Annotated in this window: 13 protein-coding genes; 6 read left to right on the forward strand and 7 right to left on the reverse strand. The window is 68.2% G+C overall.

The window, feature by feature from the left end:
- The 4 genes from QMK24_RS20345 to QMK24_RS20360 all read right to left on the reverse strand — a co-directional run.
- A partial coding sequence (locus QMK24_RS20345; protein ID WP_283467822.1) for a transposase occupies positions 1-553 on the reverse strand: 553 nt, incomplete at its 3' end.
- 157 nt (positions 554-710) lie between these two features.
- On the reverse strand, positions 711-1472 hold the full coding sequence (locus QMK24_RS20350) for a D-Ala-D-Ala carboxypeptidase family metallohydrolase (protein ID WP_283467824.1): 762 nt from the start codon (positions 1470-1472) through the stop codon (positions 711-713).
- Positions 1473-1497: 25 nt separating this feature from the next.
- Positions 1498-2226: a peptidoglycan-binding domain-containing protein gene (locus QMK24_RS20355; RefSeq protein WP_283467826.1), complete on the reverse strand. Its 729-nt coding sequence runs from the start codon at positions 2224-2226 to the stop codon at positions 1498-1500.
- Positions 2227-2248: 22 nt separating this feature from the next.
- Positions 2249-3244: a penicillin-insensitive murein endopeptidase gene (locus QMK24_RS20360; protein ID WP_283467829.1), complete on the reverse strand. Its 996-nt coding sequence runs from the start codon at positions 3242-3244 to the stop codon at positions 2249-2251.
- 329 nt (positions 3245-3573) lie between these two features.
- Here QMK24_RS20360 and QMK24_RS20365 point away from each other — a divergent pair, with 329 nt between their 5' ends.
- The 6 genes from QMK24_RS20365 to QMK24_RS20390 all read left to right on the forward strand — a co-directional run bounded on the left by QMK24_RS20365 (position 3574) and on the right by QMK24_RS20390 (position 10360).
- Positions 3574-4554 carry a helix-turn-helix domain-containing protein gene (locus tag QMK24_RS20365; protein ID WP_283467831.1) on the forward strand — a complete coding sequence of 327 codons (981 nt, stop codon included), beginning with the start codon at positions 3574-3576 and terminating at the stop codon, positions 4552-4554.
- 151 nt (positions 4555-4705) lie between these two features.
- On the forward strand, positions 4706-6346 hold the full coding sequence (locus QMK24_RS20370) for a peptide ABC transporter substrate-binding protein (RefSeq protein WP_283467833.1): 1641 nt from the start codon (positions 4706-4708) through the stop codon (positions 6344-6346).
- A 64-nt stretch (positions 6347-6410) separates the two neighbouring features.
- On the forward strand, positions 6411-7334 hold the full coding sequence (locus tag QMK24_RS20375) for an ABC transporter permease (RefSeq protein ID WP_283467834.1): 924 nt from the start codon (positions 6411-6413) through the stop codon (positions 7332-7334).
- On the forward strand, positions 7327-8307 hold the full coding sequence (locus QMK24_RS20380) for an ABC transporter permease (protein WP_283467835.1): 981 nt from the start codon (positions 7327-7329) through the stop codon (positions 8305-8307). Before QMK24_RS20375 ends, QMK24_RS20380 begins: the two co-directional genes overlap by 8 nt.
- 12 nt (positions 8308-8319) lie before the next feature.
- Positions 8320-9351 (forward strand): ABC transporter ATP-binding protein, encoded by a 1032-nt coding sequence (locus QMK24_RS20385; protein WP_283467837.1) that lies wholly within the window; start codon positions 8320-8322, stop codon positions 9349-9351.
- Complete coding sequence (locus tag QMK24_RS20390; RefSeq protein WP_283467840.1) at positions 9338-10360, forward strand: ABC transporter ATP-binding protein; 1023 nt, start codon at positions 9338-9340, stop codon at positions 10358-10360. The genes QMK24_RS20385 and QMK24_RS20390 overlap by 14 nt, the downstream gene beginning before the upstream one ends.
- 162 nt (positions 10361-10522) lie before the next feature.
- On the opposite strand, the gene QMK24_RS20395 is transcribed toward QMK24_RS20390, so the two are convergent.
- From QMK24_RS20395 to QMK24_RS20405, 3 genes are all read right to left on the reverse strand, one after another.
- Positions 10523-11638: an ABC transporter ATP-binding protein gene (locus QMK24_RS20395; RefSeq protein WP_283467843.1), complete on the reverse strand. Its 1116-nt coding sequence runs from the start codon at positions 11636-11638 to the stop codon at positions 10523-10525.
- A 21-nt stretch (positions 11639-11659) separates the two neighbouring features.
- Entirely contained in the window at positions 11660-12727 is a 1068-nt protein-coding gene (locus tag QMK24_RS20400; protein WP_283467844.1) for an ABC transporter ATP-binding protein, read from the reverse strand.
- 67 nt (positions 12728-12794) lie between these two features.
- Positions 12795-13772, reverse strand: a complete 978-nt coding sequence (locus tag QMK24_RS20405; RefSeq protein WP_283467845.1) for an ABC transporter permease — start codon at positions 13770-13772, stop codon at positions 12795-12797.
- Between the last annotated feature and the right edge of the window lie 56 nt (positions 13773-13828).

Raw genomic sequence — 13828 nt, forward strand, 5'->3', positions numbered from 1 at the left:
CTGTCGTCACGGTGACCTCCAGGAGCAGGCCCTCGGTGTCGGTCAGGATGTGGCGCTTGCGGCCGTCGCGTGATTTGCCGCCGTCGTATCCGCGACTGTCCTTGCCGACGGTCTCGGAGGCGTCCACTGACTGACTGTCGATGATCCCCGCGCTGGGCTCGGCGTTGCGGCCTTTGCGTTCCCGAGCCGTGCGGCGCAGGCGTTCGTGCAGTTCACGCACGTAGTCGTAGGTTCGCCAGCGGCGGAAGAAGTCGTAGACGGCCCGCCAGTACGGGAAGTCGACCGGCAGGGCCATCCACTTCACGCCGTTGTCGACGAGGTAGCGCATCGCGTCGAGCATCTCGCGGTGGCAATGTGCCTCGGGGCGTCCGCCCTGCTTGAGGAGCCAGGCCGGCACCGGCATCGCGGAGCGGACCTCGGCCCACTCCGCATCCGTCATGTCACTCGGATAGCAGCCCGCCCGCAGCCCCGGAGCGATCGAACCGAACCGGTGCACGTAGCAGTCACACGCAGGGGTGACCGTGGTGGACGTGAGCGCATCGATACTGCTCAACTGATCAGGCAACGGGCTTCCTTGGTCGTGCTGGGTGTCGTAACCGCGTCACTACCAAGGGGCCCGTTCTTTCATGCCCGCAGCCGTACCCGTACCTCCGTACAGATGGTCACCCGTGCCGTACGCCTCGAACGAGATCCGGTTTGCCACAACGCACTCAGGCGACGCCGTCCTGCCACCACCAGGAGCCCGAGCCGTAGTTGGAGTGCTCGACACGGCTGTCCACGTGCTGCCACGAGACGGAGTACGTCTCCAGGCCGGAGAAGCCACAGGTCTCGGCGATCCGGTAGATGGCGAGGGTGGACAGGCCGCTGACGGCGATATCGGCGGCCACGCCGTACGTGTGCATGGAGTTGGAGGCTCCGCCGATGGAGGAGTTGTACGGGACGCTGCGGAAGCCGGAGTTGATGGTGACCCCGCGGTCGCCGGACTTCTTGCGCAGCGCCTCCAGCTTGTACATGGTGCGCCGGACGTTCTCCTGCACCTCGCCGGCGCCGACCTTGCCGTTGTTGAAGCCGGAGCCGTCGTGGCTGGTGAACTCCGACCAGTCGAAGTGCAGGGTCGAACCGTCGCCGCTTTCCAGGGCGTTGAGTACGCCGTAGGTCTGCGGCCCGGCGACGCCGTCGGCGCTCAGGCCGTACGCGGACTGGAATCGTCGCAGCGCGGCGGCCGTACCGGGCCCGAAGGAGCCGTCGACACCGACATAGGTCTGCGAGGCCGAGTCGGCGGCCCAGCCGGCTATTCGGATCTGCAGTTCGGTGACGGCGGAGCCGGACGAGCCCTGCTGGAGGGTGCCGGACCAGCCGTAGGCGGCGGCGGAGCCGGCGAATCCGATGTTGGCCACGGTGGCGAGCCCGGCGGCGGCGAGCGCGCCGCCGCCGTAGCGGAAGAACATACGGCGGTCGATGGATGTGCTCATGTGATGCTCCTCAAGACAGTGGTGATCAGTACCAGTTGTGGGACTGCCAGAAACTCCAGGCCGAACAGGGCGTTCCGTACCGGCCGTTGATGTAGTCCAGACCCCACTGGATCTGGGTGGCGGGGTTGGTCTGCCAGTCGCCGCCCGCGGTGGACATCTTGGAGCCGGGCAGTGCCTGGGGGATGCCGTAGGCGTCGGACATGGGGTTGTCCGCGTAGACCTTCCACTCGCTCTCGTGGATCCACAGCTGGTCCAGGCAGCCGAACTGGCCGCTGACGCTCCAGCCGTACCGCCCGAACTTCCACTGTGCGGTGAGCCGCACGGTGCGGGCGATGCCCATGGCGTTCATGGTGGCGGGCCCGGTGATCCCGTCGGCGGTCAGGCTGTGGGCGGACTGCCAGGCGGCTACGGCGTTGGAGGTGCCGGACCCGTAGGCGCCGTCGGCGGTGCTGCCGGCCTTGCGCTGGACCTCGATGACCTTGTTGTGGAGGGCGAGTTCGGTGCGGCCGCCGTACACGCCGTCCTCGTCGAGCCCGTTGTCGTGCTGGAAGCCGCGGACGGCGGTGGTGGTCTGCGACCCGTACACGCCGTCGACCCCGCTCGCGGCCAGGTAGTTCAGGCCCGCGAGGTTGCGCTGGATCCAGGTGGTGGAGTCGGCGGCCTGTGCCTGGACGGGCAGGGCTGCCAGCGCCAGCAGGGCCAGCAGGGTCAGCAGCAGGACGGCGGGCCCGCGGAAGGCCGGGGTGGTGCGCATCAACGCGATTCCTCTCCGCGGATCAGCAGACGTAGAGCGAGTTGGGATGCACCAGCTCGCAGTAGCGGACGTGCAGATGGTTGTCGTGGTTGTCAAGCGGCTGCGTCAGGCCCTCGTTGATGAGCACCGGGTCGTTGAAGAAGATGATCTTGACGTGACCGGGCGCGGCCGCCTTCACGGTCTGGATGAGCTGCCGGGTGGCGGACCGGTCGTACGCCGCCGACTGCCAGGTGATCCGGCCCGCGCTGCACTGGGCGGAGTCCGTGCGGATCGGCCAGATGTCGGCGTCCAAGCCGTCCTGGTGGCTGGCGTGGCCGTTGATGGGGCCGCCGTGCTCGAAGCTGATGTCGCCGACCGGGATCCGGCCGCGGCCGTAGGAGGAGAACGTCGTCGCGGCGGCTTCGAGCTGGCCGATGGCCGCTCCGGTGCCCCAGTTGGCGGAGGTGTTGCCGTCGGGGTCCTCGTCGCAGAGCGTGCCGGCGTTGAAGTTGGCGTACTGGTAGTGCCACAGCAGGTTGCGCCAGGTGTCGGGGCCGGCGATGCCGTCGGCCGAGAGGCCGGCGTGGCTCTGGAAGGTCCGCACCGCGGAGTCGGTGCCGCCGCCGAAGACCCCGTCAACGGTGAGCCCGGCCCCCCGCTTGGCGTTCAGCAGATACTGGACGGCCCTGACCGCCGGCCCGCTGTCGCCCTGCCGGACCGTCGTGACCAGCTTTCCCCAGGTGGCCGGGCCGACGATGCCGTCCGCGCCGAGCCCGGCGGAGCCCTGGAACGAGGTGACCCCGGCCTTGGTGCCGGAGCCGAACACCCCGTCGGTGGACAGGTTCTGGCCGTGGGCGTTCAGCAGGTACTGGAGGGCGACCACATCGGAGCCGCGGTTGCCGGTGCTCTGGGTCGGATAGAACGCGCCGGAGAATGCCTGGGCCGGCTGCTGCAGGCCCAGCATCAGCCCGAGGATCGCGGCGAGGAGCAGCCCGATCCGGGCCAGCGGTCTGCGGCGGCCCGTCGATGTTCCTGTCATGCGGTGATGTCCTTCCGGGGCGGAGTAGGTGACGCGGCCGCCGTGTCCCGGAAGGGGGGCCGGCACACGGCGCCGCTCGGTTATTCTTTGGCGTGCACTGGCCACGGCGGGTGTCCCGGGCGCGGGTTCGGGACATCTCGGGACGCCTGCGCTCGGTGAATACGCCGCCACCTGCGAAGATCCGTCGCGACCCGTGGTCCCTCAGGGATCGTTGGCTGTCTGTTAGCGGCGCGTTGGGACGGTCCGGGAGGATTGCCGAGTCGATCCTGTGCGGAGATCGACCGGGTTTGCGGCGGGGTGGGCGCGCCTGAATGAGCGAGGAGATTCGTGTGACTGCAGGGATCCACGGAGACGTCGAGATAACGGCACCCGATCGCTTGCTCGTCTGCGAGATGCGGCGGATCAAGGATGCTTCGGGGCTGAGCTTCGGCCGGCTGGCGAGCAGGACGCACTACAGCCGCTCGTCCTGGGAGCGTTTCCTCAACGGCAAACAACTGCCCACCCGGATCGCCGTGGAGGAACTGGCGGGCGTGATGGGGGAGGACCCGGGCCCGCTGCTTCGCCTCTGGGACCTCGTCACCGGCGAGGCGCAGGACGGGCAGCCGGACGCATCGGTGGATGCGGAGCCCCAGCCGGAGCCGTCGCCGCAGTCCCGGCCCGGGTCCGGGGATGCGCATCCCGGCACCGGACCGTCGGTCGCTGCGGAGATCGGCGCGGAACCCGGTGCGGAACCCGGCGCGGAGCCGGAGGCGCGGGACGACGCGGGGCCGGACTCCGGCGGGCGCGGGAAGCGGGCGTGGAACCGCGGGCTGCTCGCGGTGTGCTGCGTCGTCGCCGGCGCCCTGGCGGGCAGCGTCGGGACGGTTCTGGCCACCGGACCCCAGCGTTCCGCGGCGGCGGGGGCGCCGTCGGAGCAGCAGCTGGCCGTACAGACCTTGTCCGCGCCCAAGGGTGTGCATGCCGGCTGTACAGGCGAGACCTGCCTGAGTCGCGAGCCGCAGGCCATGGACTGCCAGTGGGACGCCACGACGGTCCGCGAGACCTGGCTGCGGGGCCTGCAGATCGAGCTGCGGTACAGCCCCGCGTGTCAGGCGGTGTGGGGCCGCGTCGAGAACGGGACGGTGGGGGATGAGGTGACGATCACCGACGCCTGGAGCCGCACCCTGGATGCCAGGATCAGGACCGGCACCGATACGTACACCCGGATGCTGTCCACGGCGGGCTCTCCGGCCACCACGGTGACGATCTGCGGGCTGATCCCGTCCCAGCACGAGAAGGAGTGCTCCCCGAACAAGCCCGGCCAGCCGTGAGCCGGCTGCCTCTCCGTCACGTCATGGCCTGAGCCTCCTCGACCATCCGGTGTTTGGTACGCCGACACGGCGGCGCAAGAAGTGCATCAATGCCTCTATTGGGGTGTCATGGGGAACAAAGCGTCATTTGTGACCCATGAGGAGGCACGCGATGCGCGGAGCCACGCGCTTGAAGTGGGCCGTTTGTGCGACGGCCGTCGTCCTGACGGCCACCGCCTGTGGTGGAGGGGGCAGCAGTGGCGGTGGAGGTGGCTCCGCAGCAGGCGTCGTACGCGCCTCGTGGGGGGACCCGCAGAACCCGCTGGAGCCCGCGAACACCAACGAGGTGCAGGGCGGCAAGGTCCTCTCCATGCTGTTCCGCGGTCTGAAGCAGTACAACTCGAAGTCGGGCAAGGCCGAGAACATGGTCGCGGACTCGATCACCACGAGCGACTCGCAGAACTTCACGATCAAGCTCAAGGCCGGCTGGACCTTCAGTGACGGCGACAAGGTCACGTCCGACTCCTTCATCAACGCCTGGAACTACGGCGCTCTGCTGAAGAACGCGCAGAAGAACGCGAGCTTCTTCCGCTTTATCGACGGCTACGACGCGGTGCACCCGGAGGCGGCGGGGGCCGCGTCCACGGCCCAGACGCTCGCCGGGCTGAAGAAGGTCGACGACCTGAACTTCACGGTCAAGCTGACCCAGAAGTTCTCCACCTGGCCCGACACGCTGGGCTACACGGCGTTCGAGCCGCTGCCGAAGTCGTTCTTCTCCAACCACGCGTCCTGGCTGAACAAGCCGATCGGCAACGGCCCGTACACGGTGGACTCGTACACCAAGGGCCAGACCATGAAGATGCGTAAGTGGGCCGGATACAAGGGCCCCGACGCGGCGCAGAACGGCGGTGTCGATCTGCGGGTCTACACCGACAACAACACCGCGTACACCGACCTGCAGGCCGGCAACATCGACCTGGTCGACGACATCCCGGCGTCGCAGCTGAAGAACGTGAAGGGTGACCTGGGCGACCGCTACATCAACCAGCCGGCCGGCATCATCCAGACCGTCTCGTTCCCGATGTACGACGCGAAGTGGTCCGCCGCGGGCAAGGAAAAGGTCCGCCGCGGTCTGTCGATGGCGATCAACCGCGCGCAGATCACCGAGCAGATCTTCCAGAAGACCCGGCAGCCCGCCACCGACTGGACCTCACCGGTACTCGGAGCCGCGGGCGGCTTCAAGGACGGCCTGTGCGGTGACGCCTGCGTCTACAACCCGACCCAGGCCAAGAAGCTGGTCGAGGAGGGCGGCGGCCTGCCCGGCGGGCAGATCACCCTCACCTCCAATGTCGACACCGGGTCCCACAAGGACTGGTCCGATGCGGTCTGCAACAGCATCAACAACGCGCTCGGCAACGACAAGGCGTGTGTCTTCAACCCGATCGGCACCTTCGCGGACTTCCGCTCCAAGGTGGTCGGCAAGCAGATTTCGGGCATGTTCAGGACCGGCTGGCAGATGGACTACCCGCTGATCCAGAACTTCCTGGAGCCGCTGTACTTCACGGGCGCTTCGTCGAACGACTCGCACTACACCAACGCGAACTTCGACAAGCTGGTGAAGGAGGCGAACGCCGAGCCGGACATCGCCAAGGCCGTCGCCACGTTCCAGGACGCGGAGAAGCAGCTGGCCACGGACATGCCGGCCATTCCGCTCTGGTACCAGAACGGCACCGCCGGCTACTCGACCAAGGTGTCGAGCGTGACCCTCAACGCGTTCAGCGTCCCGGTCTACGAGCAGATCAAGGTCAGCTGACCCGCGCGGCGGGCTGGCGCGGTGACGCCGCGCCGGGCCGCCGCCCGACTCTTGGGAAGGCCCCATGGGACGCTATGTGATCCGGCGCCTGCTCCAGATGATCCCGGTGTTCATCGGCGCAACGATCCTGATCTTCGTGATGGTGTACGCGCTCGGCGACCCGGTGGCCGCGTTCTTCGGCGACCGGGCCCCCGACCCGGCCACGGCCGCACAGATCCGCCATCAGTACGGGCTCGACAAGCCGCTGTGGCACCAGTACATCGACTACATGCGGAAGATCTTCACCGGGGACTTCGGGACGGCGTTCAACGGACAGCCCGTCACCGATCTGATGAAGAGCGCCTTCCCCGTGACGCTCCGGCTGACGCTCGTCGCGATCTTCTTCGAGATCGTCGTCGGCATCACGCTCGGTGTGACCACCGGCATGCGCCGCGGCCGCCCCATCGACACCTCGGTGCTGCTGCTGACGCTGGTCGTGGTCTCCATCCCGGTCTTCGTGCTCGGCTATGTGCTGCAGTACGTGATCGCGGTGCAATGGGGCATCGGCCGGCCATCGGTTTCGCCGGGAGCGCCGCTCAACGAACTGATCCTGCCCGGCATCGTGCTGGCGCTGGTGTCCCTGGCGTACGTCACCCGGCTGACCCGGACGTCCATCGCCGAGAACACCCGCGCCGACTACGTGCGCACCGCCGTCGCCAAGGGGCTGCCCCGCCACCGCGTCATCGTGCGGCACCTGCTGCGCAACTCGCTCATCCCGGTGATCACCTTCATCGGGACCGACATCGGCGCGCTCATGGGCGGCGCCATCGTCACCGAGCGGATCTTCAACATCCAAGGTGTCGGCTACCAGCTCTACCAGGGCATCCTCCGGCACAACTCAGCGACAGTGGTCGGCTTCGTCACCATCCTGGTGATCGTCTTCCTGCTGGCGAACCTGCTCGTCGACCTGCTCTACGCGGTCCTGGACCCGAGGATTCGGTATGCCTGAGCCGCACGACCCCCATGACTCCATCGCCCCCACCGGTATGGGCGGGGCGATGGACCTTGCCGCCGCCGAAGCGATGACGCTGGAGAAGTCCCCCGGGAGTGGCCAGGCCCCGGGCGGCCCGACGGGCAAACCCCGCAGCCTGTGGTCCGACGCCTGGCACGACCTGCGGCGCAACCCGATCTTCATCATCTCCGCGCTGCTGATCCTCTTCTTGGTCGTCATCTCGCTGTGGCCCTCGCTGATCGCCAGCGGCAATCCCCTGAAGTGCGACCTGGCGAAATCCCAGTTGGGCTCGGCTCCCGGCCATCCCTTCGGCTACGACAACCAGGGCTGCGACGTCTACACCCGCACGGTGTACGGGGCGCGCGCGTCGGTCACCGTCGGCGTCTGCGCCACAGCGGGCGTCGCGCTGCTGGGCGGCGTCCTGGGCGGCCTGGCCGGCTACTTCGGCGGCGCGTGGGACGCGGTGCTCTCCCGGATCAGTGACATCTTCTTCGCCATCCCGATCATCCTCGGCGGTCTGGTCTTCCTGTCCGTGGTCACCAACTCCACGGTGTGGCCGGTGATCGGCTTCATCGTGCTGCTCGGCTGGCCGCAGATCGCCCGTATCGCGCGCGGCTCGGTGATCACTGCCAAACAGAACGACTATGTGCAGGCGGCCAAGGCGCTCGGAGCGGGGCACTCCCGCATCCTGCTGCGGCACATCGCGCCGAACGCGGTCGCCCCGGTGATCGTGGTCGCGACCATCGCACTCGGCACGTACATCGCGCTGGAGGCGACGCTGTCCTGGCTCGGGGTGGGCCTCAAGCCGCCGACCGTCTCCTGGGGCATCGACATCTCGGCGGCGTCCACCCAGATCCGCAACGCACCGCACATGCTGCTGTGGCCCGCGGGCGCGCTGAGCATCACGGTGCTCGCGTTCATCATGCTCGGCGACGCGGTGCGCGACGCCCTCGACCCCAAGCTGCGCTGACGGAGGCGTTCCATGACCACGCTGACCACGCAGACCCCGAACAGGCCGCCGACCCCGCAGGACACCCTGCTGGACGTGCGCGGCCTGCACGTCGAATTCCGTACCCGGGACGGGGTCGCCAAGGCCGTCAACGGTGTCGACTACACGGTGAGCGCCGGCGAGACGCTCGCCGTGCTCGGCGAGTCCGGCTCGGGGAAGTCGGTGACCGCGCAGGCGGTCATGGGCATCCTGGACTCGCCGCCCGGCTTCATCACCCAGGGCGAGATCGTCTTCCAGGGCAAGGACCTGCTGACGATGGGCAAGGAGGAGCGCCGCAAGGTGCGCGGCGAGAAGATGGCGATGATCTTCCAGGACGCGCTGTCCTCGCTCAATCCGGTGCTCAGCGTCGGCGCGCAGCTCGGCGAGATGTTCATCGTCCACCGGGGGCTGTCGCGCAAGGACGCCAAGCTCAAGGCGATCGAGCTGATGGAGCGGGTCCGGATCCCGGCGGCGAGGCAGCGGGTCGGCGACTACCCGCACCAGTTCTCCGGCGGTATGCGCCAGCGCATCATGATCGCGATGGCGATGGCCCTGGAGCCCGACCTGATCATCGCCGACGAGCCGACGACGGCCCTGGACGTGACGGTCCAGGCGCAGGTCATGGACCTGCTGGCGGAGCTGCAGCGCGAGCTGAACATGGGGCTCATCCTGATCACCCACGACCTGGGCGTGGTCGCGGACGTGGCGGACAAGATCGCGGTGATGTACGCGGGCCGGATCGTGGAGACCTCGCCCGTGCACGAGATCTACAAGCGGCCGGCCCACCCGTACACCAAGGGCCTGCTCGACTCGATCCCGCGCCTGGACCAGAAGGGCCAGCAGCTCTACGCGATCAAGGGGCTGCCGCCGAACCTGATCCACATCCCGCCGGGCTGCGCCTTCAACCCGCGCTGCCCGATGGCCCAGGACATCTGCAGGACCGACGTGCCGCCGCTGTACGAGGTGAGCCCCATCAGGGCGAGTGCCTGCCACTTCTGGAAGGAGACCCTCGGTGTCGACAACTGAGGCGCGGGAACCGGTCCTTCAGGTCCGCAACCTGGTCAAGAACTTCCCGATCACTCAGGGGATCGTCTTCCGCAAGAACGTGGGCTCGGTCCAGGCGGTCTCCGGGGTCACCTTCGACCTCTTCCAGGGCGAGACGCTGGGCATCGTCGGCGAGTCCGGCTGCGGCAAGTCCACCGTCGCCAAGCTGCTGATGAATCTCGAGCGGCCGACCAAGGGTGAGATCCTCTACAAGGGCGAGGACATCACCAAGCTGTCGGGGAAGGCCCTCAAGGCCGTTCGCCGCAACATTCAGATGGTGTTCCAGGACCCCTATACCTCGCTGAACCCGCGTATGACGGTCGGCGACATCATCGGTGAGCCGTACGAGATCCACCCGGAGGTCGCCCCCAAGGGCGAGCGCCGCAAGGCGGTCGAGGATCTGCTGGACGTGGTCGGCCTCAACCCGGAGTACATCAACCGCTATCCGCACCAGTTCTCCGGTGGCCAGCGGCAGCGCATCGGCATCGCCCGCGGTCTGGCGCTGCGCCCGGAGATCATCGTCGCGGACGAGCCGGTCTCGGCGCTCGACGTCTCCGTCCAGGCGCAGGTCATCAACCTGATGGAGAAGCTGCAGGACGAGTTCAACCTGTCGTACATGTTCATCGCCCACGACCTGTCGATCGTCCGGCACATCTCCGACCGGGTCGGCGTGATGTACCTCGGCAAGCTCGTCGAGATCGGCGGCGACAGCCAGATCTACGAGCACCCCACCCACCCGTACACCCAGGCGCTGCTCTCGGCGGTCCCGGTCCCCGACCCGGCCGCGCGCGACCACCGGGACCGGATCATCCTCGCCGGCGACGTGCCGTCCCCGGCCAATCCGCCGTCCGGCTGCCGGTTCCGTACCCGCTGCTGGAAGGCGCAGGAGCGCTGCGCGCTGGAGGAGCCGTTGCTGGCGGTGCCGGCGGTGTTCCGGGGGGTGGGCTCGCCCGCGGAGCACGACAGCGCGTGCCACTTCGCCGAGGAATAGGCCTCAATCGCCGGCCGGGCTGGTTTGGCCTCAAGTGCCGGCCGGGCTGGAAAAACTGCCCTCAAACGCCGGGCGGGCTGGAAAAACTGCCGGGGTCCGTACCCGGTGGGGCTGGGGTGTCCGGGTACGGACCTCGGGCCGAGCGGAGGACGGGGGCCCGGGTCAAAGGGTCTTCTCTGCCGCCTCCTCGATCGCGGCCAGCGCCGGGTCGAGGACGATGTCCTCTTCCCGTGCCCCGATCGTCGGTTCTTCGGGGAAGTGGCACGCCGTGAGGTGGCCCTCACGGTTGCCCCCGATCTGGATCAGCGGCGGCTCCTCCGCGGCGCACTTGTCCTTGGCCTTCCAGCACCGGGTGCGGAATCGGCAGCCGGACGGCGGGTTGATCGGGGAGGGGACGTCACCGGCGAGACGGATGCGCTCGCGCTGGTCGTCGTCCGGGTCCGCCTCCGGCGAGGCGGAGAGCAGCGCGTGGGTGTACGGGTGGCGGGGCCGCTCGTAGATGTCCTTCCGCTCGCCGACCTCGATGATCTTGCCGAGGTACATGACGGCGACGCGCTGCGAGAAGTGCCGCACGATGGCCAGGTCGTGGGCGATGAAGAGGAACGCGATGCCCAGCTCCTGCTGCACCTTCTGCAGCAGATTGACGACCTGCGCCTGGATGGACACGTCGAGCGCGGAGACCGGCTCGTCCGCGACGATCAGCTTGGGCTCCAGGGCGAGGGCGCGGGCCACCCCGATCCGCTGCCGCTGGCCGCCGGAGAACTCGTGCGGGAAGCGGTTGTAGTGCTCGGGGTTGAGGCCGACGATCTCCAGCAGCTCGCGGACCCGGCGGGCGCGGCCGCCCGTCGGATTGATGTTGTTGATCTCCATCGGACCGGAGACGATGTTGCCGACCGTCTGCCGCGGGTTCAGCGACGCGTACGGGTCCTGGAAGATCATCTGGATCTCGGAGCGGATCGGCGCCAGTTCCTTGCGCGACGAGTGGGTGATGTCCTGGCCCTGATAGGTGATCTTCCCGGCCGTCGGTTCCAGGAGCCGGGTCACCAGCCGTCCGGTGGTGGACTTGCCGCAGCCGGACTCCCCGACCAGGCCGAGGGCCTCGCCCTCGGCGATATGGAAGTCGACGCCGTCCACGGCGCGTACGTCCCCGACATGGCGCTTGACGAGGAAGCCGCCGCGGATGGGGAAGTACTTGCCCAGGCCCGACACCTCGAGCAGCGGTGCGCCGGATTCGTTCCGGGGGGCGGGTACTTCGGCCAGGGTCTGCTGTTCACTCATGGTGGTTCCCTCGACTCGTGATCAGCGCAGCCGCGGCTTGATCTGCTCGATGAAGATGTCCTGCTTCTGGTCCGGCGAGAGATGGCAGGCCGAACCGCGGCGCTCGCCCAAGGGGATGCTCGGGCGCTCCCGCGAGCAGCGGTCTCCGCCGACCTGCCCGGTGAACGCGCAGCGCGGGTGGAACGGGCAGCCGGACGGCGGGTTGAGCAGGCTGGGCGGGCTGCCCGGGATGGGGGACAGGGGTACGTCCACCGAGGCCGACAGCCGGGGGATGGATCCCAGCAGGCCCCAGGCGTAGGGGTGCTGGGGTTCCTTGAGGATCTCGCGGACGGTGCCGCGTTCCACGGCGCGTCCCGCGTACATGACCACCACGTCGTCGGCGGTGTTGGCGATCACGCCCAGGTCGTGGGTGATCAGGATGATCGCGGTGCCCGTCTCCCGCTGGAGTTCCTTGAGCAGGTCGAGAATCTGCGCCTGCACGGTGACGTCGAGCGCGGTCGTCGGCTCGTCCGCGATCACCAGGGCCGGATCGCAGACCAGCGACATGGCGATCATCGCGCGCGGCCGCATACCGCCGGAGAACTGGTGGGGGTAGTCGTCCACGCGGATCTTGGCCTGCGGGATGCCGACCTTGTCCAGCATCTCGATGGCCCGCGCGCGGGCCGCCTTCCGGGAGGCGCCCATGTGCTTCATATAGGGCTCGGCGATCTGCCGGCCGACTGTGTAGTACGGCGACAGCGCGGTCAGCGAGTCCTGGAAGATCATGGCCATCTTCTTGCCGCGGAGCTTCTCCAGCGTGCGCTCGGAGGCCCCGGTCAGCTCCTGCCCGTCGAGGAGGATCTCGCCCTTGACCATGGTGTTGCGCGGGTTGTGCAGACCCAGGATCGCCATGTTGGTGACGGACTTCCCGGAGCCGGACTCGCCCACGATGCCGAGGGTCTTGCCGCGTTCCAGGTCGAAGGAGAGCCCGTCGACGGCTTTGACGGTGCCGTCCTCGGTGGCGAACTGGACGTACAGGTCGCGGACCGAGAGGAAGGGCTGGGAGTCCTGGGGTGCGGGCTCCGCCTCAGCCTTGGTGAGGATGGTCACGGACGGTTCTCCTGCCGGGTCGTGCGGAGTTCGGGACGGCGAGGGGTTACGGCGGCGCTTACGTCGGTCATGCGAGCCGGATCCGTGGGTCGATCAGGGCGTAGCAGGCGTCGACGACGATGTTGGACAGCACGATGGCGGTCGCGCCGATCAGCATCACGGCCATCTCCAGCGGCAGGTTGGCCTGCAGGACGGCCGCGACGGAGAGCGTTCCGAGCCCGTGGAGGCCGAAGGTGGCCTCGGTGATGATCGCGCCGCCGAGCACCGAACCGAGGTCGATGCCGAAGATGGTGATGATGGAGGCCGCGGTGCCGCGCAGCGCGTATCTGAGGAAGACATAGCGCGAGGACATGCCCTTGGCGCGGGCGGTCCTGATGTGGTCCTCCGACATCTGTTCCACCATCAGCGACCGGGTCTGGCGGCTGTAGTTGGACCAGAAGATCACCGACATGATCAGACAGGGCAGGATCAGGCCCTTGACCGAGGCCAGCGGGTCCGTCGTCCAGTCGGGATCGTGGCCGCGGTCGAGCCACCCGAGGTTGGTGGAGAACAGCAGGATGGCCAGCGGGCCGATGAAGTAGATCTGGACCGAGTTGCCGACCAGCGAGATGGAACTGGCGACCCGGTCGAAGGTCTTGCCCTGCTGCCAGGCGGAGAGCAGGCCCAGGCCGACGCCGATGGTCAGGAAGGTGGCCGCGCCGCCGATGGCCAGCGAGAGGGTCGTCGGGAAACGGTCGGTGAGCGTGGGCCAGATCGGCTGCCGGTCGGAGAAGGAGTAGCCGAAGCAGGGGGCGGGGCAGGGACCGATCTCGAGGGTGCGGCCGGCGACGATGCCCTTCATGTAGTGCCAGTACTGCAGATAGACCGGCTGGTCCAGGCCCAGGTTCTTGCGGATCTGGGCGACGTTCTGCGGATCGCACTGCTTCCCGCAGGAAAGCATGGCCGGGTCCGTGGGGAGCACGAAGAAGAGGAAGTACGTGACGGCGCTGATGGCCAGGAGGATGACGGCGGCGCCGAGTACGCGTCGAACGAGGAAACGGAGCATCGGGCAAGCTCTTCCGTAGGGGCGCGATCGGCGGCGCCGCGCGGTTCAGTCGGGGC

Source organism: Streptomyces sp. PH10-H1 (assembly GCF_030063355.1).
Lineage (GTDB): Bacteria > Actinomycetota > Actinomycetes > Streptomycetales > Streptomycetaceae > Actinacidiphila.

Coding starts and splice junctions, on each gene's coding strand:
- QMK24_RS20370 (WP_283467833.1), top strand. CDS start 4,706: ATGCGCGGAGCCACGCGCTTGAAGTGGGCCGTTTGTGCGACGGCCGTC.
- QMK24_RS20375 (WP_283467834.1), top strand. CDS start 6,411: ATGGGACGCTATGTGATCCGGCGCCTGCTCCAGATGATCCCGGTGTTC.
- QMK24_RS20360 (WP_283467829.1), bottom strand. CDS start 3,244: ATGACAGGAACATCGACGGGCCGCCGCAGACCGCTGGCCCGGATCGGG.
- QMK24_RS20380 (WP_283467835.1), top strand. CDS start 7,327: ATGCCTGAGCCGCACGACCCCCATGACTCCATCGCCCCCACCGGTATG.
- QMK24_RS20355 (WP_283467826.1), bottom strand. CDS start 2,226: ATGCGCACCACCCCGGCCTTCCGCGGGCCCGCCGTCCTGCTGCTGACC.
- QMK24_RS20405 (WP_283467845.1), bottom strand. CDS start 13,772: ATGCTCCGTTTCCTCGTTCGACGCGTACTCGGCGCCGCCGTCATCCTC.
- QMK24_RS20395 (WP_283467843.1), bottom strand. CDS start 11,638: ATGAGTGAACAGCAGACCCTGGCCGAAGTACCCGCCCCCCGGAACGAA.
- QMK24_RS20350 (WP_283467824.1), bottom strand. CDS start 1,472: ATGAGCACATCCATCGACCGCCGTATGTTCTTCCGCTACGGCGGCGGC.
- QMK24_RS20385 (WP_283467837.1), top strand. CDS start 8,320: ATGACCACGCTGACCACGCAGACCCCGAACAGGCCGCCGACCCCGCAG.